At 64.4% G+C, this 21,064-nt stretch carries 17 protein-coding genes; 7 read left to right on the plus strand and 10 right to left on the minus strand.

Translation table 11 applies throughout. The annotated features are described in order from the left end of the window. Positions 1-63: 63 nt before the first annotated feature. Both B5G03_RS00740 and B5G03_RS00745 read left to right on the plus strand, forming a co-directional pair. Positions 64-1,839, plus strand: coding sequence for an oleate hydratase (locus B5G03_RS00740; protein ID WP_087179914.1), 1,776 nt, complete (start codon positions 64-66; stop codon positions 1,837-1,839). A 72-nt stretch (positions 1,840-1,911) separates the two neighbouring features. Continuing rightward, positions 1,912-2,571, plus strand: coding sequence for an HdeD family acid-resistance protein (locus B5G03_RS00745; protein WP_087179915.1), 660 nt, complete (start codon positions 1,912-1,914; stop codon positions 2,569-2,571). A 758-nt stretch (positions 2,572-3,329) separates the two neighbouring features. Here B5G03_RS00745 and B5G03_RS00750 read toward each other — a convergent pair. Both B5G03_RS00750 and B5G03_RS00755 read right to left on the minus strand, forming a co-directional pair. Further along, positions 3,330-4,133, minus strand: coding sequence for a Crp/Fnr family transcriptional regulator (locus B5G03_RS00750; RefSeq protein WP_087179916.1), 804 nt, complete (start codon positions 4,131-4,133; stop codon positions 3,330-3,332). A gap of 111 nt (positions 4,134-4,244) precedes the next feature. After that, entirely contained in the window at positions 4,245-5,189 is a 945-nt protein-coding gene (locus tag B5G03_RS00755; RefSeq protein ID WP_087179917.1) for a putative ABC transporter permease, read from the minus strand. A gap of 199 nt (positions 5,190-5,388) precedes the next feature. Here B5G03_RS00755 and B5G03_RS17290 point away from each other — a divergent pair, with 199 nt between their 5' ends. From B5G03_RS17290 to B5G03_RS00775, 5 genes are all read left to right on the plus strand, one after another. Further along, entirely contained in the window at positions 5,389-5,526 is a 138-nt protein-coding gene (locus B5G03_RS17290; RefSeq protein ID WP_162613303.1) for a hypothetical protein, read from the plus strand. Then, entirely contained in the window at positions 5,523-6,986 is a 1,464-nt protein-coding gene (locus B5G03_RS00760; protein WP_242962235.1) for a recombinase family protein, read from the plus strand. The genes B5G03_RS17290 and B5G03_RS00760 overlap by 4 nt, the downstream gene beginning before the upstream one ends. Positions 6,987-6,995: 9 nt before the next feature. Further along, complete coding sequence (locus tag B5G03_RS17950) at positions 6,996-9,071, plus strand: peptidoglycan-binding protein (protein WP_275539291.1); 2,076 nt, start codon at positions 6,996-6,998, stop codon at positions 9,069-9,071. Positions 9,072-9,110: 39 nt separating this feature from the next. Next, a complete protein-coding gene (locus tag B5G03_RS17955; protein ID WP_087179918.1) occupies positions 9,111-9,797 on the plus strand; it encodes a peptidoglycan-binding domain-containing protein in 687 nt (228 codons plus the stop codon). A gap of 179 nt (positions 9,798-9,976) precedes the next feature. Next, complete coding sequence (locus B5G03_RS00775) at positions 9,977-11,443, plus strand: undecaprenyl-phosphate glucose phosphotransferase (protein WP_087179919.1); 1,467 nt, start codon at positions 9,977-9,979, stop codon at positions 11,441-11,443. A gap of 62 nt (positions 11,444-11,505) precedes the next feature. On the opposite strand, the gene B5G03_RS00780 is transcribed toward B5G03_RS00775, so the two are convergent. The 8 genes from B5G03_RS00780 to B5G03_RS00815 form a co-directional block, all read right to left on the minus strand. Then, a complete protein-coding gene (locus B5G03_RS00780) occupies positions 11,506-12,855 on the minus strand; it encodes an MATE family efflux transporter (RefSeq protein WP_087179920.1) in 1,350 nt (449 codons plus the stop codon). Between the two features lie 162 nt (positions 12,856-13,017). Next, positions 13,018-14,094, minus strand: a complete 1,077-nt coding sequence (gene eutH / locus B5G03_RS00785) for an ethanolamine utilization protein EutH (RefSeq protein ID WP_087179921.1) — start codon at positions 14,092-14,094, stop codon at positions 13,018-13,020. Between the two features lie 152 nt (positions 14,095-14,246). Further along, positions 14,247-14,975, minus strand: a complete 729-nt coding sequence (locus tag B5G03_RS00790) for an ATP-binding cassette domain-containing protein (RefSeq protein WP_162613310.1) — start codon at positions 14,973-14,975, stop codon at positions 14,247-14,249. Between the two features lies 1 nt (position 14,976). Continuing rightward, positions 14,977-15,672 (minus strand): amino acid ABC transporter permease, encoded by a 696-nt coding sequence (locus tag B5G03_RS00795; protein WP_242962236.1) that lies wholly within the window; start codon positions 15,670-15,672, stop codon positions 14,977-14,979. A gap of 75 nt (positions 15,673-15,747) precedes the next feature. Beyond that, complete coding sequence (locus B5G03_RS00800; RefSeq protein ID WP_087179923.1) at positions 15,748-16,650, minus strand: transporter substrate-binding domain-containing protein; 903 nt, start codon at positions 16,648-16,650, stop codon at positions 15,748-15,750. Between the two features lie 312 nt (positions 16,651-16,962). Then, complete coding sequence (locus B5G03_RS00805) at positions 16,963-18,231, minus strand: nickel-dependent lactate racemase family protein (RefSeq protein WP_087179924.1); 1,269 nt, start codon at positions 18,229-18,231, stop codon at positions 16,963-16,965. A 4-nt stretch (positions 18,232-18,235) separates the two neighbouring features. Then, positions 18,236-18,913: a GNAT family N-acetyltransferase gene (locus B5G03_RS00810; protein WP_087179925.1), complete on the minus strand. Its 678-nt coding sequence runs from the start codon at positions 18,911-18,913 to the stop codon at positions 18,236-18,238. Positions 18,914-18,919: 6 nt separating this feature from the next. After that, on the minus strand, positions 18,920-20,959 hold the full coding sequence (locus B5G03_RS00815) for a M28 family peptidase (protein WP_087179926.1): 2,040 nt from the start codon (positions 20,957-20,959) through the stop codon (positions 18,920-18,922). Positions 20,960-21,064: the final 105 nt, after the last annotated feature.

The following is a 21,064-nucleotide window of genomic DNA, read 5'->3' on the forward strand; positions in this document are numbered from 1 at the left end:
ACCATCCATTTTCTTTTTACCGCCGGGCAGGGCAGCGCCCTCCCGGCACAGGAGGTATTTTTTATGTACTACAGCAACGGCAACTACGAAGCGTTTGCCCGCCCCCGCACCCCGAAAAAAGCCGAGGGCAAATCCGCCTGGCTGGTGGGCGGCGGCCTTGCCAGCCTCTCGGCGGCGGCCTTCCTCATCCGGGACGGCGGCATCCCCGGCGAGCGCATCCACATTTTGGAGGAATCGCCCCTGCCCGGCGGCGCCTGCGACGGCATTCTGGACCCCCAGCTGGGGTTTGTGATCCGGGGCGGCCGGGAGATGGAGGACCACTACGAGTGCCTGTGGGACCTGTACCGGTCCATCCCCTCGCTGGAGGTGGAAAACGCCAGCGTGCTGGATGAATTCTACTGGCTCAACAAGGACGACCCCAACTTCTCGCTGAACCGGGCCACCCTGAACCAGGGCGTGAGCGCCGAGACCGGCAACCGCTTCGGTCTGAGCGACGCGGCGGCTCTGGAGCTGATGGCGCTCTTCTTCGCAAAAGACGAGGACCTGTACAACAAGACCATCGACGAGGTGTTCAGCGACGAGTTCTACGCCTCCAACTTCTGGCTCTACTGGCAGACCATGTTCGCCTTTGAAAAATGGCACTCGGCGCTGGAGATGAAGCTGTATCTGCACCGGTTCTTGCACCACATCGGCGGCCTGCCCGATCTTTCCGCCCTCAAATTCACCCGGTTCAACCAGTACGAATCGCTGATTCTGCCGCTGGTGGAGTACCTGAAAAAGGAGGGCGTACAGTTTGAATACGGCATCAAGGTGACCAACGTGCTGTTCCACTTTTTGCCCGGCAGGAAGGTGGCCCACCGGCTGGAATTTGTCCAGAACGGCCAGCCCCGCAGCCGGGAGCTGGACGAAAGCGACCTGGTCTTTGTGACCAACGGCTCCTGCACCGAGGGCGCGGCCCTTGGCTCCAACGACGAGGCACCCCGCCTGAGTGTGGAGAACGGCGAGGGCAGCAGCTGGCAGCTGTGGAAGAGCCTGGCGGTTCAGAACCCGGCCTTCGGCAACCCGGACGCCTTCTGCTCCGACATTCAGGCCACCAAGTGGGAATCCGCCACCGTGACCCTGCTGGACGACCGCATCGCCTCTTATGTGCAGAAGATCTGCCGCCGGGACCCCTATTCCGGGCGGGTGGTGACCGGCGGCATCGTGACCGCCAAGGACTCCGCCTGGCTGATGAGCTGGACCTTCAACCGGCAGCCCCACTTCAAGGCACAGCCCGCGGGCCAGCTGGTTGGCTGGATCTACGGTCTTTCCCCCGATGAACCCGGCGACTATGTGGGCAAGCCCATGGCGGAATGCACCGGCGCCGAGATCTGCATGGAGTGGCTGTACCATCTGGGCGTACCCGAGAACGAGATCGAGCTGCTGGCTCGTGAAGCCGCCTCCACCGTTCCCTGCATGATGCCCTACGTGACCGCATTCTTCATGCCCCGTGCCGCAGGCGACCGGCCCCAGGTGGTGCCCGCCGAATGTGTGAACTTCGCCTTCCTTGGCCAGTTTGCCGAGACCCGGCGCGACACCATCTTCACCACCGAATACTCGGTGCGCACCGCCATGGAGGCGGTCTACACCCTGCTGGACGTGGAACGGGGCGTGCCCGAGGTATTCGGCTCCGCCTACGACCTGCGGTGCCTGCTCAACGCCACCCACTACCTGCTGGACGGCCGCAAGCTCACCGACATGAAGCTGCCTCTTCCCTACAAGCTGGCCCTGCACGCCGGGCTGGACAAGTTCCAGGGCACCGTGCTGGAGGAGCTGCTGGCCCGCTACCAGCTGATCTGATCCCCAAAGCGGGCCCGGCACACTGCCGGGCCCGCCGCCCCCCACATCCCACCAATTCAGGAGGAATCATCCATGAAAGAAACCAATCATACCTATACCCAGACCTACTCCGGCGCGGACTACCTGAACGACGGCCCGCCCCGGGCGGAATTTACCCCCGATGAGGAAACCGCCTTTGTGCCGGTGAACGGCAAGAGCGGCCTGCTGGTGGGCGCGTCCCTGGTGGGAGTGGGGCTGTTCTCCATTCTGGCTCCGGGGGCGGCGAGCATCTCGCTGGCCACCCTGCTCACCGGCGGGCTGGGCGTTTACGGCGTGGCCCAGATCATCGCCTTCGCCCGCCTTCCCTGGGACAAGCGCAGCGGCTGGACCCTGGCCAACGGCATCGCCATGACGCTGCTCAGCTTCTTCACCCTCTGGATGGCCCTCACCACTCCCTTCGGGATGGTGAGCATGATTGCATCGCTGACCTCGGTGGCCGCCTTCTTCGGCCTGCTGGCCGGTGTGGGGCAGCTGTTCCAGTACACCACCCTGCGGCGCACCAAAAGCCCCGGCGCGGGCTGGGTGCTGGCCAGCGGCATCGTGAACATGCTGGTGGGCCTTGTGGTCATGGCCGCACCTGTGGCCGGATGGTTCGCCCTGAGCACCCTGTGGGGCGCCTTCCTCGCCGGCAGTGGCGTGGCGGTGCTGGCGGAATCCTGCTCCGGCCACCGGGGCCTGCGGGCGGTGGAATGACCCCCTCCCCGCTTTGAGCCATAAACCAAAGAACGCCTTTCCGAAGTTCGGAAAGGCGTTCTTTTTGCTTGCATTTTTCCGTTGCCGCAGGCAGTTTCCCCTGCTATCCCTCACAGGCCCTCTGCCATGCCCGCCAGCGCCTGCCCGTCCCGGGGCAGGGGCCCTGTACTCAGAGTCCGAACAGCCGCCCAGGGTGCCTTCCAGCCCCTCCCAGAGGGTACCAGCATCCCCGCAAAAAAGCCCCCGGGCCGCATTAGCCGGGGTGACATAAGAAAACAGCGCCGGAAAAGGCCCGCTTTTGCGGGATTGCAGCGTCAAAGCCCCTTGACAGCCACCAAGGGTGCCGGGGTGGCGCAAGCCGCAAAGAACCCAGTGGGTTCTTCGACCGGCCAGGGCGGTCTGCGAAGCAGGGCGGGCGCACCATTGACGCGCCCGCAGCCCACTGCGGGTCTTTTCCTTGCACTCCCATCAAAATCGGGCCTTTTCCGGTGCTATGCAGTCCGGGTCCGCGAAGCGGCCAAGACCCCAGTGGGGTCTTGGACCGGCTGGGCGGTCTGCGAAAGCAGAGCGGGCGCATCATTGACGCGCCCGCAGCCCGTGCCCCAGGATTTTGGATGCAGAAAGTACGAAAAGGGGCGGAGCAAGCCTTGGTGGCTTGCCCGCCCCTTTGAATATTTTGTGCGCCAAAATCCTATGGCAGAACCGTTGTTTTCTTATGCCACACCGGCTTTGGCTCGGGGGCTCTGGATATGTACGGGTCATTCCTCGTTGGGGTCCGGCTCATGGTCGGTGATGGGCATCTGCACCAGCAGCTCAAAGCGGCTCTTCTCGAACTTCAAAAGCCCCTCGTCCCGCATCTTGCACAGCTCGTTGGACATAGCGCTCCGGTCCACAAACAGAAAGTCCGCCAGGTCCTGCCGGTTCAGCGGGATCACAAAGGTGCGGCTGCCCGCCTTGTGATACTGGGCGCTCAGGTAGTCCTGCAAACGCTCGCGGGTGGTGCGGCGGATGCTGTCCTCCAGCTTTTTGGTCAGCCGCTGGGCCTTCTGGGCCACTGCCAGGGTCAGGTTCTGCACAAAGCGGATCTGCCCCGGGTCGGTGAGCCGGTTTGCCCGCAGCAGCTTGTCCACCCGGAAAAAGAGCATCTCGGCAGCGGTGGCCGCGGTAATGGTGCTGTGCAGCCGGTAGCCGCCCACCGCGTTCAGCACGCCCAGAGTGTCACCGGGGCCCAGCACGTCCATCAGGTTGCTGTTGCCCGCCGCATCCGCGTGGGCCAGATGCAGATTGCCGGAAAGGATCAGCGCCACCTCCTCCAGCGCATCGCCGTCCTGCCCGATCACCGCCCGCCGGGCATAGCTTGCCCGCCGGGCGCCCACGGCCTCCAGTGCGCTTCGGATCTCCTCATCGGTCATGTTGCGGAACAGGATGCAGTGCCGCAGCGTTTCCAGCTCCACCCCCAGCCGCTGTTCCATGGTTTGTTCGGTCTCCATACCGGTTCCCCCTTTTTGCTCCGGCATGCCATACCGCAGCCGGTATTCCTGTTTCACATTGTTCTGTTTCATCCTTATTATACTCCTTGTGCGGCGGGCTGCAAGGCCGCTTTTTTCCTGCCGGGCTCAGTGAAGCGGCGGGCCGTGTTCGGTCCGCCGCTTCGTTTGATTCTGCCGGAAAAATTATGGTTCGCTGCCGGTGAGGGTGCGCAGCTCCTCCATGGCCTCCGGGTGGCGGCTGGTGGTGGAGCCGGGGTTGCGCTGCAGCACCCGGGCTGCCCGGCGGTACATCTCGTCGGTGCGCCGGTGCATGGCCGACAGCTCCCGCTGGATGGCCTTCTGGTCCGGCCCAGTCAGGCCCGGATGCAGCTTGCCCTCCCGCCGCAGCTGTTCCAGCTGGCGGCTCATCTGCCAGAGCATCCTGCGGCGGCGTTCCCGGGCCGCCTCCAGCCGCAGGCTCACCACGCCGGCGGCCCGCTCGCCCTCCTTGCGCAGGCCGTCCAGGGCCTCCCGGGCATCCTGCTGCAAAAAGACCCCTGCAATTTCCAGCCGCCTTTGCAGCCGTGCGATCTGCTCCCGGCTTGCGCTCAGCTGCTCCAGCAGCCGCCGCAGGTCCAGGGCCTCCCGGGTGGAGGCCGCCACGTCTGCCGCAAAGGCCAGGGTCAGCGCCGTGGCCAGCATGGCCGTTGCCGGTCCGCTCAGCCCGGTGATGATTCCCGCCACCGGGGGCTGGATGACCCGCAGCAGCAGTACCGAGAATACGCCCCAGCACAGCGAGGCCATCAGGCAGATGTACCCGTTCAGGTTCCACTTTTCCGTGCTATAGTCCCAGTAGCGCACATGGAACATCCGCTCCATGGCCCAGCCGGTGGCGTATTCCAAAGCCGTGGCCCAGAACATGCCGCTGAAAAACAGCATCGGCAGGCTGCCCGCCACCGGGGCGCACAGGGCCAGAATGGCCACCGCGCCGAACCCGTAGATGGGGATCACCGGCCCGTGCAGAAAGCCCCGGTTCACCCAGTGCTTCTGACGCACCGAAACATACCCGCTCTCCCAGACCCAGCCCAGAAATCCATAGCTAAAAAACAGCAGCACCCATTGGGGAAGTGTGTAAAGTCCCAACATCATATTGCTTCATCCTTCCATGCGGCCCGGCCGTCTCGCCGGGTCCATGATCTCATTGTACCGCTTCGGGGGTTATATTGCGGTTGGCTGCACAACGGACCGGGCCGGACGCCGGATTTTCGCGCATTTTTTTGCCCCGCCGCTTCATAGGATGATACGGCGGCAGCTGCCGCGAAATGCATCGAACAGGAGGGATTTTCACATGGCGTCCATTCATTACATTCTGGAGGAGCATTTTCTTGCAAAGGGCGACCGGGAGCGGGCGGCGGCGGTGCGCCGTCTGGCCGAGACGCTGACCGAAAGCACGCCCCAACCGCCAAAAGAGGAGCCGGAGCATTGACGCGGGCGGCGCTCTACTGCCGCCTGAGCCGGGAGGACGAGGGGCTGGAAGCGTCTGCCGAGAGCGAGAGCATCCAGAACCAGCGGGCCATGCTGCTGGCCTGGGCGGAGCGGCTGGGCTGCCAGGTGCAGGGCATCTACTGCGACGAGGACTACTCCGGCGCGGACCGGGACCGCCCGGCCTTCAACCGGATGCTCGCCGCCGCCCGGGCGGGGCAGATCGACGTGATTTTAGCCAAAAGCCAGTCCCGCTTCACCCGGGACATGGAGCTGGTGGAAAAATACCTGCACGGGCTGTTTCCTTTGTGGGGGGTGCGGTTTCTGGCGCTGGTGGACCATGTGGACACCGGCGACCCGGCGGGCAAAAAGAGCCGCCAGATCTACGGGCTGATGAACGAGTGGTATCTGGAGGACCTTTCCGCCAACGTGCGGGCGGTGCTGACCCACAAGCGGCGGCAGGGGTGCAGCATCGCCAGCAGCCCCCTCTACGGCTACCAGAAGGACCCGGCTCAAAAGGGCCATCTTTTGCCGGACGAAGCCGCCGCCCCGGTGGTGGAGCGCATTTTTGCTCTGGCCCTTTCCGGTCTTGGGTGCGCGGCCATCGCCCGGCGCTTGAATACCGAAGGCATTCCCGCCCCTGCTGCGGCGAAGGCGCTGGCGGCGGGCAGGGCGCCGGGGCCGGGGCTCTGGACCAAGGCCACCGTTCACCGGCTGCTCACCAACCGCACCTATGCGGGGGATCTGGTGCAGGGGCGGGTGGAGCGGATCAGCTGGCGGGGCAAGCAGACCCGCCGCCTGCCGGAAAGCCGCTGGATCGTGGCCCCCGCCAGCCAGCCCGCTCTGGTGAGCCGGGCGGTGTTCGACCGGGTGCAGGCCTTACTTTCCGCCCGGGCCCGCTCGGGCAGCCGGGGCGCGCCCCATCCGCTGGCGGGGCTGGTGGTCTGCGGCCTCTGCGGTCGTTTGATGGAACAGACCCGCTCCGGCACCGTGCCCAAAAGCGGCGTGCCCACCCGGTATTTCCGCTGCCGCACCGCCCGCCAGAGCCCCGCGGCCTGCTCCGGTCAGCCCTATCTGCCCCTTGCCGACCTGGAGGAACTGATTGCCGGGCGGATCAACGCCCTGTTTGCGGCGGCGGTCCGCCTGCCCCCTGCCCCGGTCAAGCCCCCGCCGCCCGCCGCGGGCACGGCCCGGCGGCTGCGGCTGGCGCTGGCAAGGCTCTATCAGGACAAGGCCGCCGGGCTGCTGGGGGAAGAAGAGTTTGCCGCCCTGCGAACCGAGCTGCTGGCCCGGCTGCGGCAGCTGGAAGCCCCGGTCCGAAGCGCGGAACCACCAGAAGCCCCGGACCCCGCAATCCCCCCGCCCCTGGGCCGGGAGCTGGCGGCGGCGCTGATCGAGAAAATTCTGATCTACCCGCCGGACCCGGACGGCAACCGGCGGCTGGAAATTTTCTGGCGGGTGTAGGGCGCGGGTTTGGTCACGCCCGCCTGGCCGGAGCAGGCCCTGCGGGCCAACATCCACGCCCAGATCAGTCTGGCCATGAACCGCATCTTCACCGAGTGGTACCCCAGCCGGGGCTTCACCTTCAACATCACCAACTCCACCAGCTACGACCAGTATTATGTGCACGGACGCAACATCTTTGAGGTGATGGAAAAGCTCACCGACGACATCTTCAACACCTACGTGCGCCGTCAGGGCACCATCGACCCCTACTACACCGAATACTGCGACGGCAAGTCCGTCACCTGCAAGGGCATGAAGCAGTGGGGCACGGTGGACCGGGCCAAAGAGGGCAAGAACGCCCTGCAGATCCTGAAATACTACTACGGCAACGACATCGAGATCGTGCGCACCAACAACCTGCAATCCATTCCGGAAAGCTACCCCGGCACCCCGCTGCGCCGCGGCGACAGCGGCCAGAACGTGCGCATCATCCAGCGGCAGCTGACCCGCATCGCCAAGGATTACCCCTTCTTCGGCAAGCCGGGCACCGACGGCGTGTTCGGCGCGGCCACCGAATCCACGGTAAAGGCCTTCCAGAAGCAGTTCAGCCTGACCGCGGATGGCGTGGTGGGCCGGGCCACCTGGTACAAGATCAGCTACATTTACGTGTCGGTCAAGGACCTGGCGGAGCTGACCAGCGAGGGCGAGAAGCCCAGCGGCGAGAGCAACGTGAACGGCAGCACCTACCCGGGCTCTCCCCTGCAGGTGGGCAGCCGGGGCACCGGTGTGGAGCGCATCCAGTTCTGGCTGAACGCCCTGTCTGAGTTCGACCCCGCCCTGCCCGGCATCTCGGTGGACGGCATCTACGGTGCGGCCACCGCCAACGCGGTGCGGGCCTTCCAGCGGGAGAACGGCCTGACCGTGGACGGCGTGGTGGGCCCCGCCACCTGGAACGCCATTGCCGCTGCCTACAACAGCCTGGAAAACGACATTCAAAACAAGCCCAGCGGCTACCCGGGCACCCCGCTGCGCCAGGGCGATAGGGGCGACAGCGTGCGCCTGATGCAGTTCTATCTGCGCATGGCCGCCTCCAACTTCTCGTCCATTCCCAACATCACAGTGGACGGCGTGTTCGGCCCGGCCACCACCAGCGCGGTGCGGGCCTTCCAGCGGGAATTCGGCCTGACCGTGGACGGCGTGGTGGGCTCCGCCACCTGGCAGAAGATGTATGAGGTCTACGGCGACGTGGCCGATTCCCTGCTTGCCCCCAACCAGCGCCCCGGCACCTACCCGGGCACCCCGCTGCGCCAGGGCAGCACCGGCAAGTCGGTGCGGGAAGCCCAGTTCTACTTAAAGCTGCTGGCGGTCTACTTCCCCACCCTGCCGACCGTGACCATCGACGGCATCTACGGCCCGTCCACCACCGCGGCGGTGCGGGCGTTCCAGACCATGTTCGGCCTCACCGCGGACGGCGTGATCGGCCCCGCCACCTGGCAGGCGCTGTATGAGCAGTCCCAGCGGCTGCGCTCGGCCGACGGTCTGCTGGTGGCCTTTAACCTTGTGCCCTGGCCCGGCTTTGACCTGGCGGTGGGCGCCCAGGGTCCCTCGGTGGCCTTTGTGCAGTTTTTGCTGCGCTACATCAGCTATTTCTACGACACCGTGCAGGACCCGGGCAAGATCGACGGCATCTTCGGCCAGACCACCCTGGATTCCCTGCACAGCTGGCAGATGGAATTCAATCAGCCCGAGACCAACCTGGTGGACGAATTCACCTGGAACGCGCTGGAGGCCACCTTCCTGAGCCTGGCCGCCGGGGTGCCGGATTCCACGGTGCCCACCGCCGCGCCGGAGTACCCGGGCTACGTGATGGCCCTGGGCAGCGCGGGCGGCGCGGTGAGCCAGCTGCAGCAGGCCATGAACGGCATCGCCCAGCTGTACTGCGTGGCGGATTTTGTTCCGAACGACGGCGTTTATGGCGAATCCACCAGGGACGCGGTGCTGGCCTTCCAGCAGGGTCTGGGCCTGCCCCCCACCGGCGTGGTGGACCTGAACACCTGGAACAAGATCTTCGATCTTCTCTACCCGCCCATCCCCGAAGCCTGAACCGCCGATAAACCCCACTGAACGAAAGGAGCGAGCAACATGCCCAAGATCTATGTGTACGACGCCTATTCCAACAAGATGATCACCTACAACCTGGGCGAGAACGACACCATGCCCTACACCTACGGCACCACCATGAAGGTGAAGGAGTTCCGGGGCAGCAGCCAGAGCCCGACCCTCTGGACCACCACCGCCGCAATGGAGGCCTGGAACCTGACCCGCCGGTCCTACGGCAAGGGCATCCACATCGGCTACGCCTTCAAGCGCATCTGGGAGGGCGGCCACGGCACCCGCAGCCAGCACTACGCAGGCGTTGCCTTCGACGTGGGCCAGGGGCAGGGGTCCTCGGCCCGCAACGCCATCTGGCGGGCGGCCAAGAACACCGGCGCCTGGGGCTACGTGGAGCCCCAGGACATGACCCCCACCTGGGTGCACTTTGACCGCCGCTACGGCAAGCCCGCCTGCAGCGGCACCACCGCCGGGTATCCCACCGTGCGCCGGGGCTCGGTGAACACCTACGTGCTCATTCTGCAGGACGCCCTGAACGCCCTGGGCTACTCCACCCGCACGCTGGACGGCAAGTTCGGCCCCAACACCGAAAACGCCCTCAAGGCCTACCAGCGGCAGAGCGGCCTGACCGCGGACGGCATCTGCGGCTGCAACACCTGGAAAAAGATCACCGCCGCCTCGGTGGGCATCGGCCGCACCAAGACCGTGATCGACTGAACCCGAAATTTTGCCCGGTCCCAGCCTGGGGCCGGGCCTTTTTGCGGCTTTTTTGCAGGCTTTTTATGACAAAATCAATCAAAACATGGACTTTTGCGCTCATTCGTTTATAATAAAGGGTAAGACTGTTTTCCCGCGCCGGGCGTTTTGCCCGCCGCCGCAAAGGGGGCTTGCCTGCAATGATCCGCAAAAATCAACGGCTTTTGAACATCGTCAACTGCCTTTTGGATATCTCTCTCATCGCTCTGGCCTATCTGCTGGCGGTGTGGCTGTGGCTGGGTGTTTACCGCGACAACCTGATCAACCCGGCGGTATTCCTGCTGCGCACCGGCGCGCTGGTGCCCGCGGTGTGCTACGGCGTGCTCATGGCCGCCATCTACTACGCCTTCAAGCTGTACGGCTCCTTCCGGTTCTCCACTTTGCTGGACGAGACGGTGGCCCTTTTGAAGGCAAACCTTCTGGGCCTTCTGCTCATTGGCATGACGCTCTTCATCACCCGTGAGGTGAACTTCTCCCGCGGGGTGCTGGCGCTGTTCTATGTGTTCTCCACCGGTCTGGTGGTGGCCAAGCGGGTGACGGTGCGCACCATCCTGCGGCATTTCCGCATGCTGGGCTATAACCTCAAGCACGTGCTGATCGTGGGCAACGGCCGGCTGGCCTTTGAATACCTGGATTCGCTGCGCCGCAATCCCCAGTACGGCTACAACGTGCTGGGCTATGTGGCCGCCAGCGAGAAGCCGGGCCTGGGCAAGCATCTGGGCCGGTACGAGGACCTGGCGGACCTTCTGAGCGGCCCGGCGGTGGACGAGGTGATCGTGGCTCTGGAGCCCCACGAGACCCAGTTCATGAACGCCATCATCGCCTCCTGCGAAAAGCAGGGCGCGAAGATCCGCATCATCCCCTTCTACAACGACTTCATTCCCAGCCGCCCCACCGTGGACGTGATCGGCTCGGTGAAGCTGATCAGCATCCGCACCATCCCGCTGGACAACATGCTCAACGCCGCCTTAAAGCGCGCCATGGACGTGGTGGGCAGCCTTGTGCTGATCGTGCTCACCAGCCCCATCATGCTGTTTGCGGCCATCGGGGTGCGGCTTTCCAGCCCGGGACCGATCCTGTTCCGGCAGGAGCGGGTGGGCCTGAACAAGAAGCTGTTCACCATGTACAAGTTCCGCAGCATGCGGGTGAACGCCAGCCAGGACACCGGCTGGACCCAGAACGCCGACCCCCGCAAGACCCGGTTCGGCAGCCTGATCCGCAAGTGCAGCATCGACGAGCTGCCCCAGTTCTTCAACGTGCTGAAAGGGGACATGAGCCTGATCGGCCCCCGGCCGGAGATCCCCCATTTTGTGGAGCAGTTCAAGGAGACGGTGCCCCTTTACATGGTGAAGCATCAGGTGCGGCCGGGCATCACCGGCTGGGCCCAGGTGAACGGCTTCCGGGGCGACACCTCCATCGAGGGGCGCATCCAGTGCGACATCTGGTACATCGAGAACTGGTCCATCTTCCTGGACATCAAGATCCTGTTCATGACCGTGTTCGGCGGCCTGTTCAACAAGGAAAAGCTTCAAACCGGCCACGCGGCCCCGTCCCCCAAGAGCGGACAGGCCGGGCCGGACGGCAAGCCGGACAAGCCTGACCAATAAAAAGCGCCGGGCCGGTGCGAAGAGATTTTTCTCTCGCACCGGCCCGGCTTTTTTATTTTGCTTTATGCGCTTTGCTTCGCCCGGCTTTGGTACCACCGGTAGGCGGCGATGCACAAAAGAATCTGCACCACCGAGGAAATGGGCGTGCCCAGGCCGATCTCAAACAGCCCAACGCCCGGGATATGGCTCATCAGATACACCACCGGGATGCGCACGCAGAAGGCCCCCACGATGCCCTGCACCATCACAAAAACAGTCCTGCCGCAGCCGTTGAAGTAGCCCACAAAACAGAACAGCACCGCGGTGAGCAGGCAGTCGATGGCGTAGGCCTTCAAATAGGCGTGGGCCCCGGTGATGACCGCTGCGTCGGCGGTGAACAGCCCTGCCAGCTGTGCGCCGCCGAACAGGGCCAGCGCCCCCATCACCGCGCCCGCCACAAAGGCGGTTCGGATGCCGTAGAACAGCGCCTTGACCGAGCGCTCGGGCAGGCCTGCCCCGTTGTTCTGGGCCACGAAGGCCGAGATGGACTGCATATAGGCGGAGGCCACCAGCATCAGGAACATGCAAACCTTTTCCGCCACGCCCACTGCGGCGGAGGCATCCACGCCCATGCCGTTCACCACCACCTGGATGAACAGAAAAGAGAACTGCACCAGCAGCTCCTGCAAGGCGATGGGCACGCCCACCCGCAGAATGCGCCGCATGCACCAGCCGTCCGGCCGGAAAAACCGGCGGGAAAAGGCGAAAGGCAGCCCCCGCCGCCGGATCAGATACAGCGAAGCAGCCACGCTCACCGCCTGGGCCAGCACCGTGGCGGTGGCGGCGCCCGCCGCCCCCAGCCCGAAGCCCGCCACCAGCACCAGGTCGCCCACAATGTTCACGCCGCAGGCGATGGCCACCGTGAGCAGGGGCGTTCTGGAATCGCCCAGGCCCCGGAACACCGCGCCCAGCACGTTGTAGGCGGTGATGAACACGGTGCCCAGCCCGCAGATGCGCAGATAGGCGGCGGTCTGTTCATAGGCCTCGGCGGGCGCGTGCAGCAGCCCGGCCAGCGGCCCGGCGAAGGGGACCACCAGAGCGGTGATGACCAGCGCCAGCAGCCCGAACAGCACCGCGCCGCAGCCCACCGCCCGGCCCGCCAGCTGCTTTTCGCCGCTGCCCACCGCGTTGCCCACCAGCACGGTCACGCCCATGCTCAGGCCGGTGATCATCATGGTGATCAGGTTGAACAGCTGGCTGCCGCTGGCCACGCCGGACTGCTCGGCGGTGCCCGCAAACCGCCCCACGATGATCAGGTCCGCCGCGCCGTACATGGCCTGCAAAAACAGCGCCAGCAGCACCGGCAGCGCAAAGCGGACCAGCGCCGCCAGAATATTGCCCCGAATCAGCGCCGGGGCGTTTTTCTCGCTCATGAAGTCCTCCCCTTTCTTTTCCGAAGGGCATACCCGCAAACATCAAAAAAGCTGGATAAGATAACGGGACTTCCACCCGTCATCTTATCCAGCTCGCAGCTTCTTTTGGGCTGCTCACCCTCCGATGAACGAAGCTATTGTAGCAGAGCGGCCCGGCGCTTGTCAAGCGGGCTGTTCGTTCCGGGTGAACTTCAGCGCCAGCGCCGCCGCCAGCACGCCCGCCAGGATCTTGCACACAAAGAAGGCCGCCACGCTGCGCCCATCACTCACACTGGACACAAAGGCCATCTGGCCGCCCAGCACGAAGGCCCCGGATACCGACACCGCCGCGTTCATCACCTTGCCCCGCACATCCATGCGGGAGTAGAGCGGCAGCATGGACACGGTGGACACCAGCGAGGCCAGCAGGCCCAGCACCGCGTATTCGTTCACGCCCAGCCGCCCGGCCACCCGGCGCACCGCCTCGCCGCAGCGGGCCAGCAGCAGGGCCGTGGCCACCATGGCGCCGCACACCACCACCGTGATCTTGAACACGATGATCAGCGCCTCGGCCACCAGAGCCTGGTCCGCCAGAGCCAACCGGGGCAGAAACAGGCCCAGCGCCACCGCGCCGAAGGCCAGCACCCCCAGCACACGCACCGCTTCGCCAAAGCCCGCCAGCGCCCCCAGGCAGAGCCGGGGCGCCTTGGCCAGCCCCAGCACCAGCAGGGCGCAGAGCACCAGCACCGGCCACAGATTCTGCGCCAGCGCCAGCGGCGAGAGCCCCAGTGCCAGACCGCCCGCCACCAGGCCCGCGGGCAGGGCGATCAGGCCCCACACCACGCCCTGCATAAAGCCGGTGATCTGGTGATTTTCCAAACTGCCCAGGGCAATGGGCAGCGTAAAGCTGACCAGACACCCCAGGGTGGAGGCCACCAGCAGGCCGCTGTAGGCCGCCAGGGCATCGCTGGCCGCCAGCTGGCTGGCGGTGACCCAGCCGCCCATGTCCGGGGCCAGCAGCATGCCCGCCAGCAGCGATGCGTCGAAGGGCAGCGCCCGGCTCACCGCCGAAAGCCCCCCTTCCAGCGCCCCCACGGCGGCGATGATCAAACAGTAGATACCGGTCATGGAAAGGCTCAAACCGCCCATGGCCGAAAGCCCCCGGTCCAGCTCGGCGGCAACGCCCAGCCGACCGCCCAGGGCTTTGTCCACAAGGCCAAGGGCCGCAAAGCAGAGCAGTATCCCGATGCAGATATTCATGGTTTTCTCCCCCGTTTTTCCGTTTGTACCCGGGCACAAAAAAGCGGCCCGGCCCCCTTTTTCAAGGGGAGCCGCGCCGCTTGTTCGGTTCTTGCTCCGGGCGCGTCATGCGCAGTGTATCACATTTTTCCGCCTGCTGCAAGCGGTGCGTCTCACAGGTTCAGCACCTTGGAAAGGAAATCCTTCAGCCGGTCGTCGTGCGGGTCTGCAAACAGGTCCCGGGCGGGCCGGTCCTCCCGAATCTGGCCGTCGGCCATGAAGATGACCCGGCTGGACACCTCGCGGGCAAAGCTCATCTCGTGGGTGACCACCACCATGGTCATGCCCTCGGCGGCCAGGTCCTTCATAACCTGTAATACCTCGCCCACCATCTCGGGGTCCAGGGCGCTGGTGGGCTCGTCGAAGAGCATCACGTCCGGCTCCATGGCCAGCGCGCGCACAATGGCCACGCGCTGCTTCTGGCCGCCGGACAGCTGGGCGGGATAGCTGTCCGCCTTGTCCGCGAGGCCCACCCGGTCCAGCAGCTGCAGGGCCTTTTCCTCGGCGGCCTTGGGGTCCATCTTGCGGATCTTCACCGGCGCGGCGGTGATGTTCTGCAGCACGGTCATGTTGTTGAACAGGTTGAACTGCTGGAACACCATGCCGATCTTCTGGCGGTGCAGGTCGATGTTGGTCCTTTTGTTGCAGATGTCCACGCCTTCAAAGAACACATGGCCGCCGGTGGGAACCTCCAGCAGGTTCAAACAGCGCAGAAAGGTGCTTTTGCCGCTGCCGGAGGGGCCGATCACCGCCACCACCTCACCCTTGCGGATGGTGGTATTCACGTCCTTGAGCACATGCAGCTTGCCAAAGGACTTATTCAAATCTTTTACAACGATCAGTTCATCTAGTGCCATTGGCCATTTTCCTTTCTGCAAACGCAATCAGACGGGAGGTGAAGAAGGTCATGATAAAGTAGATGATGGCAGCCACCGCCAGCGCCGCCAGGGAGCGGTAGGTGGTGGAGATCACGCTGTTGGTCTGGTACATCAGGTCGGCGATGCCGATGACCGACACGATGGAGGATTCCTTGATGACGGTCACGAACTCGTTGCCCAGGGCGGGCAGAATGTTCTTGATGGCCTGGGGCAGCACCACCATGCGCATGGTCTGGCCGGACTTGAAGCCCAGGCTGCGGGCGGCCTCGGTCTGGCCCTTGTCCACCGCCTGGATGCCGCTGCGGATGATCTCGGCCACATAGGCGCCGCTGTTGATGCTCATGGCCACGATACCGGCCATGAACCGGTCGGAGTTATCAATGAAGGGCAGGCTGGGGAAGGTGATGCCCACCATGGGCAGACCGTAGAACAAAAACATCACCTGGATCATCAGCGGCGTGCCGCGGATGAACTCGATGTAAATGTTGGCCAGCCAGCGGGTGGGGGCGAACCAGCCCAGCTTCATGATGGCCAGCAGCGTGCCCAGGATGGTGCCCAGCAGCACGGTGAACAGCGCCAGGATGATGGTGTTGGCCACGCCCGCGCTGAAAAAGCTGTTGTACTTGGTGAACAGGGTCACCATTTTTTCCAGAAACTCCATAAGACTCCCCTTTCGTAGAGACACAACAGCATCCTCACACCCTGTTCGGGTGTGAGGATGCCCTTTTTCGTTTTATTATACGCCCATGCTCTCGCTCAGCGCAACCGCCTCGTCGTAGGCGGCGTCGAAGGAACCGTCGCTGGTCACGTTGGCGATCACCGCGTTCACCAGCTCCTTCAGGTCATCCTTGCCCTTGGCAACCACGGCGGCCTTACCGAAGCTGGCCTCCTCTTCGCTGAAGGTGAAGTTGGCCTGCGCGATGCCGTCGTTGGTGGCGATCAGGTTCTGGCCCACAGCGCCGTCCACCACGATGGCAGCAATGTTGCCGTTGGCCACTTCCATGGCCAGGGTAGGCCACTTGTCCAGCTCGAACAGCTTGGAATCGGGCAGAGCGCTCTGGATCAGCTTGCTCTGGGTGGTGCCGCGCTGGGCGCCAACCTGCTGGCCGGCCAGGGACTCCTTGGTGGTGTAAACTTCCTCATTGCCCTTCTTGACGATCAGCATCTGCTCGTCCTTCTGGTACATGTCGGTGAAGTCGATCTCCTTGGCGCGCTCCTCGTCCACGGTGAAGGCGGCGATGCCGATGTCCACCTGGTTGGACTTCACAGCGGGGATGATGCCGTCGAAGGCCATGTCCATCACTTCCAGCTCAACGCCCAGAGCGTCGGCCACCTGCTGGGCCAGCCAGATGTCGCAGCCCACGAAGTTGGCGTCCATGTCCTTGAACTCGAAGGGAGCGTACTGAGCCTCGGTGCCCAGAACCAGCTTGCCCTTGGCCTTGATGGCCTCGATGGTCTCGCCGGTGTAGGAAGAGTAGTCGTAAGCGGTGGTGGATGCGCTGGCGGCTTCGGAAGAAGCGCCGGTGGAAGCAGCCTCAGAGGAGGCGGCAGAAGAAGCGGTGCTGGAAGCAGCGCCGCCGCAGGCGGCCAGGCTCAGGCTGAGAACAGCCGCCATGGCAATGGCAAGAAACTTTTTCATGGTCGATTCCCTCCGTTATATGGGGCGGCTTCGGGGTGCTGTTTTGCCCCGGCCGGGCTCCCTTTGCCCTGGCCTTGCCGCCGTGATTCGTTTTCGCTTGCGGGGTGTTGCCCCGTCCATGTGTATAATTATACGCACTGTTCCGATTTTTACAAGGGATTTTTGCAAAAATATTCAGCCGAAGAGGGTTTTTCCATGAATCCCACAAAACCGGACCGGCTTTGGCGGCGGCTCTGTGCAGTTTGCACGGAAGCTTTTGAATAAATATTCATTATGCAATGAATATGCAGCATTTCCGCCGGGGCGGCCCGCTCACTTCACCGCCGGAATGACGGTGGAGCCGTTGGGAATCACATACACCAGCTTGCCCGCAAGCTCCAGCTGGCGGCACAGCTCGGCCGGGTCGGTGAAGGCCTTGATGCCCATGCGCGCCAGCGGCCCGGCGGGGGCGGTGGTGAGCATGAGGATGTTGTAGCGGGCGGCCTGCTCGCAGTTCAGATAGAAGATGTATCCGGGGATGGTGAAGTTTTTGCGCAGGTCCGCATCCAGGGTACCGGCGCAGAGGGAATCCACCCAGTCAAAATATTCGGCGGGGCCGCCGCCGTCCCGGCATTCGGCCAGCAGCACCAGCGTTCCGCCCTTTTTCAGGCCGAACTCCACGTTGTCGATGGTCTTGGTGCCCTGATACAGCGACATATCCTTCGGGTAGCCGCCGCAGCTGGTGATGATCACGTCCGCCTTCTCGGCGATGGGGGTCTGGTACATGGCGTCGGCGGCCTTGCAGGCCTCCAGCCAGGAATCCAGCCAGTGACCGGCGGTGATGCGGGCCAGCTTCATGCCCGCGTTCATCACCAGATTCACCACATACAGCTGCTCCACCATGGCCGCCGCCTCGCACATATCCTCGTGCAGGGGGTTGCCCCCCAGCACCGCGTTGCCGATGGCCGGGTTGGAATGAGGCTCGTTGGGGTCCAGCGAGTGGGCGTGGTTCTGCTGGATGGTCTTCATGGAGGCGATGCCGGGCAGGATGCTCTTGCGTCCGCCGCCGAAGCCCGCCATCACGTGCTGGGTGGCCGCGCCCAGAGCCACCACCTTGCGGCCCACCGCCAGCGGGTTCACCACCACATCGGTGCCCCGGCTGGTGGTGCCCAGATACACCAGGTCGTCGGCCAGGCAGTCGTGGTTCACCACCCGCACCCGGTCATAGACCGCATCGGTGACCAGCGTGCGCAGCTCGGCCTCGTCGCCGCCGATGTGGGTGCCGTTGGCCACCAGAATGACCAGGTCCTCGGTGCGGATGCCGCATTCGGTTTCCATATACTCCACCAGCGCCGGGATCACCAGATCCTGCCGCATCCAGAAGCGGCTCATGTCGCTGATGATGAGGGTTACTTGGTCGCCGGGCTGCAGCCAGCCGCGCAGGGGCTTTTCGTGGATGGGCGCCTCCAGCGCGGCGCGCAGGGCGGCGGGGATGTCCTCAATGGGGGGCTCGTTGTGGCCGCGCAGCTCCTGATACCGGGCATTCTCCGGCAGGTCCAGCTGGACCCGGCCGCTTCCGTAGGCAAAATCAAAACAGGGCATATCTTCACATTCCTTTCTGTGGGGCGGCCTGTGCTTTGGGCCGCAGCGGCGCGCCGGGCTGGCGCACCAGACAGTATTGGGTCAGTTCAAAATGGCTTTTCAGGGTCTTGTACACATCAAAGCCGTAGTGGTTGTAGCGGGGCAGGTTGGCCGGGTTGTGGGTCTCCAGCGAGATGAGCAGCCCGTGCTCGTCGGCGTAGTCCAGCACCGGCTGGATCATCTTATGCCCCACACCCGCGCCCTGCAAAGCCGGGCGCACCGCGAAGTAGATCAGCTGCATCCGGTTGTCCGGCAGCTCCTCGGTCCAGCGGGAGTTCAGGTACTGCCGGCCCAGAAAGAAGTTCCACAGGGTTTTCAGCGACCAGTCCTCCCGCACCAGACACACGTCGGTTTTCAGCGCATAGAAGGCCTCGGTGGAAAAATACCGCAGCGGGTCGTAGGGTTCGGTCTCGTCGTCCAGGATCACCAGCCCGCCCACCTCGTGGCTGTCCGCATACACGTTGCAGCAGGAGAGCATCTCGTTGGCGTCGCAGTTAAAAATCTCCGGCAGGGTGCGCTGGCGCACGTCCGCGTCCGGGATGAGCTGACGGTACAGGGGGTCCGCCTGGAAGCACTCGGTCAAAGTGCGGATCACGTTGGGGATGTCGTACTCCGTGACCCGGTACAATCGGTCGGTCTGCACGGCGGCTCACTCCCCTTTCCCGGCAAAAAATTCGCCGGTGGTCTGCTTGAGGGCCTTGCTCAGCCGGGCAAGGTCGGCGGTCTCGCCCTTGACGATCTCCTTCAGCAGCTCCTGCTGGTCCTTTTTCAGCTGCTTGACCTGGGCCAGGGCGGCGGCGTGGTCCGGCTTTTCGGCCTTTTCCTCCGCCTTGATGCGGCGCAAAAGGCTCCCCAGCGCCAGCCGTTCCTGCAACCGGCCCGCGCCCCACATCAGCCGCTCGGCGGGCTGGTTGCGGGCCTTGTCCGCAAAGTAATCCACCACCGCCGGGTCAAAGGCGTTGGCATAGCGGTTGTCGTCGATGTCGCACAGGCTCTCCACCGCCTGCTTGCCCATGCCCGCGGCCAGCTGCCAGGCGGCGGTGTGCAGGGCGTTCAGGTTGGCCTGGGTGTTCTCGTGGGGGAAGATGGCGTTCTCGCTCCAGTCCAGCCGCACGAAGCAGTCCTGACACAGGCGGAACATTTCCAGCAGGCGGCGGCGCAGCGCGGCGCGGGTCTCCTCGCTCAGCTCCACCTCGCCCTGGTTCACCTTCCAGACCCAGCGGGTGAGCTTGTCCGCCCGGCGGGCGGCCTCGGCCAGCTTTTTCCGGAAGGCGCCCTCGGTCTGGGCGCTCAGCTTCTGGCTGGTCAGGCTGGCATCCAGCGCCCACAGCCGCTCGGCAAAGTCCAGCGGGGGCAGCACACAGCTGTCCAGCCGCAGCAGCACCCAGGTGTAGAACAGATGGTGGAACAGATACACCTTTTCATCGTAAGCGCCGTCGTTGTCGAACTGGGAGTGGTAATGGGTGGCCATGAACCGGCCGCCGCCGAACTCGTCCACCATGCTGGGCACGCCGCCGATGGCCATGGAGAAATCATCCGACCAGGTCTGCACCGGGCAGACGACCCCCACGCCCTTGGGGTAGAGGTTCGCCACCTCGTCGGGCAAGGCGCGGATGCACTCGTTCAAGAAGCGTTTCAGCTCGTACACGCTGCGCACCCGGTGCTTTTTGCCGTGGGCGTGGGCGGGCAGCTCCAGATTGATGTTGGCGATCACCCGGCCCGCCCAGTCCGGCCGGACCCGGAAGATCTGATTGTAAGCGCCGGTGGACCAGTCGTAGCGGCTGTCGATCACGCCCCATTCCTCGGCGGCGAAGGCGCAGAACACCAGGGTCTTTTTGGGCTTGTAGCCCGCCAGCTTCAGGGCCCGGGCCATGCCCAGCATCAGGGAAACGGCGGTGTTGTCGTCCTGGAAGCCCTCAAAATAGGAATCGTAGTGGGCGCTCACCACCACCATCTCGTCGGTGTCCTCGCCGGGCAGGGTGCCCACGATGTTGTAGCTCTCGGTTTCGGGCATCACGGTGGACAGCGAGTCCAGCGTCACCTCGGCGCAGCGGCCGAAGCCAAGGTGCGCCGCCTTGGCCAGAGCGGCCGCGTCCCTGCGGGAGATGGAGAAGGCCGGCGCCTGCCGGGGGCCGCAGATGTTCTGGGCGTTCAGCGCCTGCTCGTCCACCTCGCCGTAGCCGCCCGCCTGCACCGCCAGAATGGCTGCCGCGCCCCGCAGATGGGCCTGATAGGCCGGGTAGTTGATCCACCAGTCGTTTCGCTGGTTGATGTGCACCAGCACCAGCTTGCCCCGCACGTCCAGCCGGTCCAGCTCGGCGGCGGTGCCGGTGCCCGCGTCGATGAGGGTGTAGTGCTTCGGACCCTTGGTGTCGAAGTCGGTCTGATAGCTGCCCAGCTCGGCGGTGTGGGCATTGCCCTCCTCGTCCTTATAAGTAAGGCGGGCGTGGTGGAAGTCCCACCCGTCCAGCGTAAAGCGGTGCTTTTCCACCGAAAGGCCGATGGCGCGCATCTCGGCGGCCAGCACTTCGCCGGTCTCGAACTCCGCCCGGCTGCCGGCGGTGCGGTAGCCCAGCACCGGGTTGGTGCGTGGCTCTTCCATCCGTTTTGCCAGCACATAAGAATAAGAGATATCCAGATACCGCCGGATGCGGTTCCACTCCTGCAGCTGCTGTTCGATCGTTTCCATACTCGTTCCCCCTCCAGGCGGCGGGCCGTTTTGGCCCAACCATACAAACTATTTTTGGTATATCACAGCCACCGGGCTTTGTCAAAACAAAAAACCGGGGAGCGA

This window comes from Gemmiger sp. An50 (genome assembly GCF_002161595.1).
In the GTDB taxonomy this organism is placed as follows: domain Bacteria; phylum Bacillota; class Clostridia; order Oscillospirales; family Ruminococcaceae; genus Allofournierella.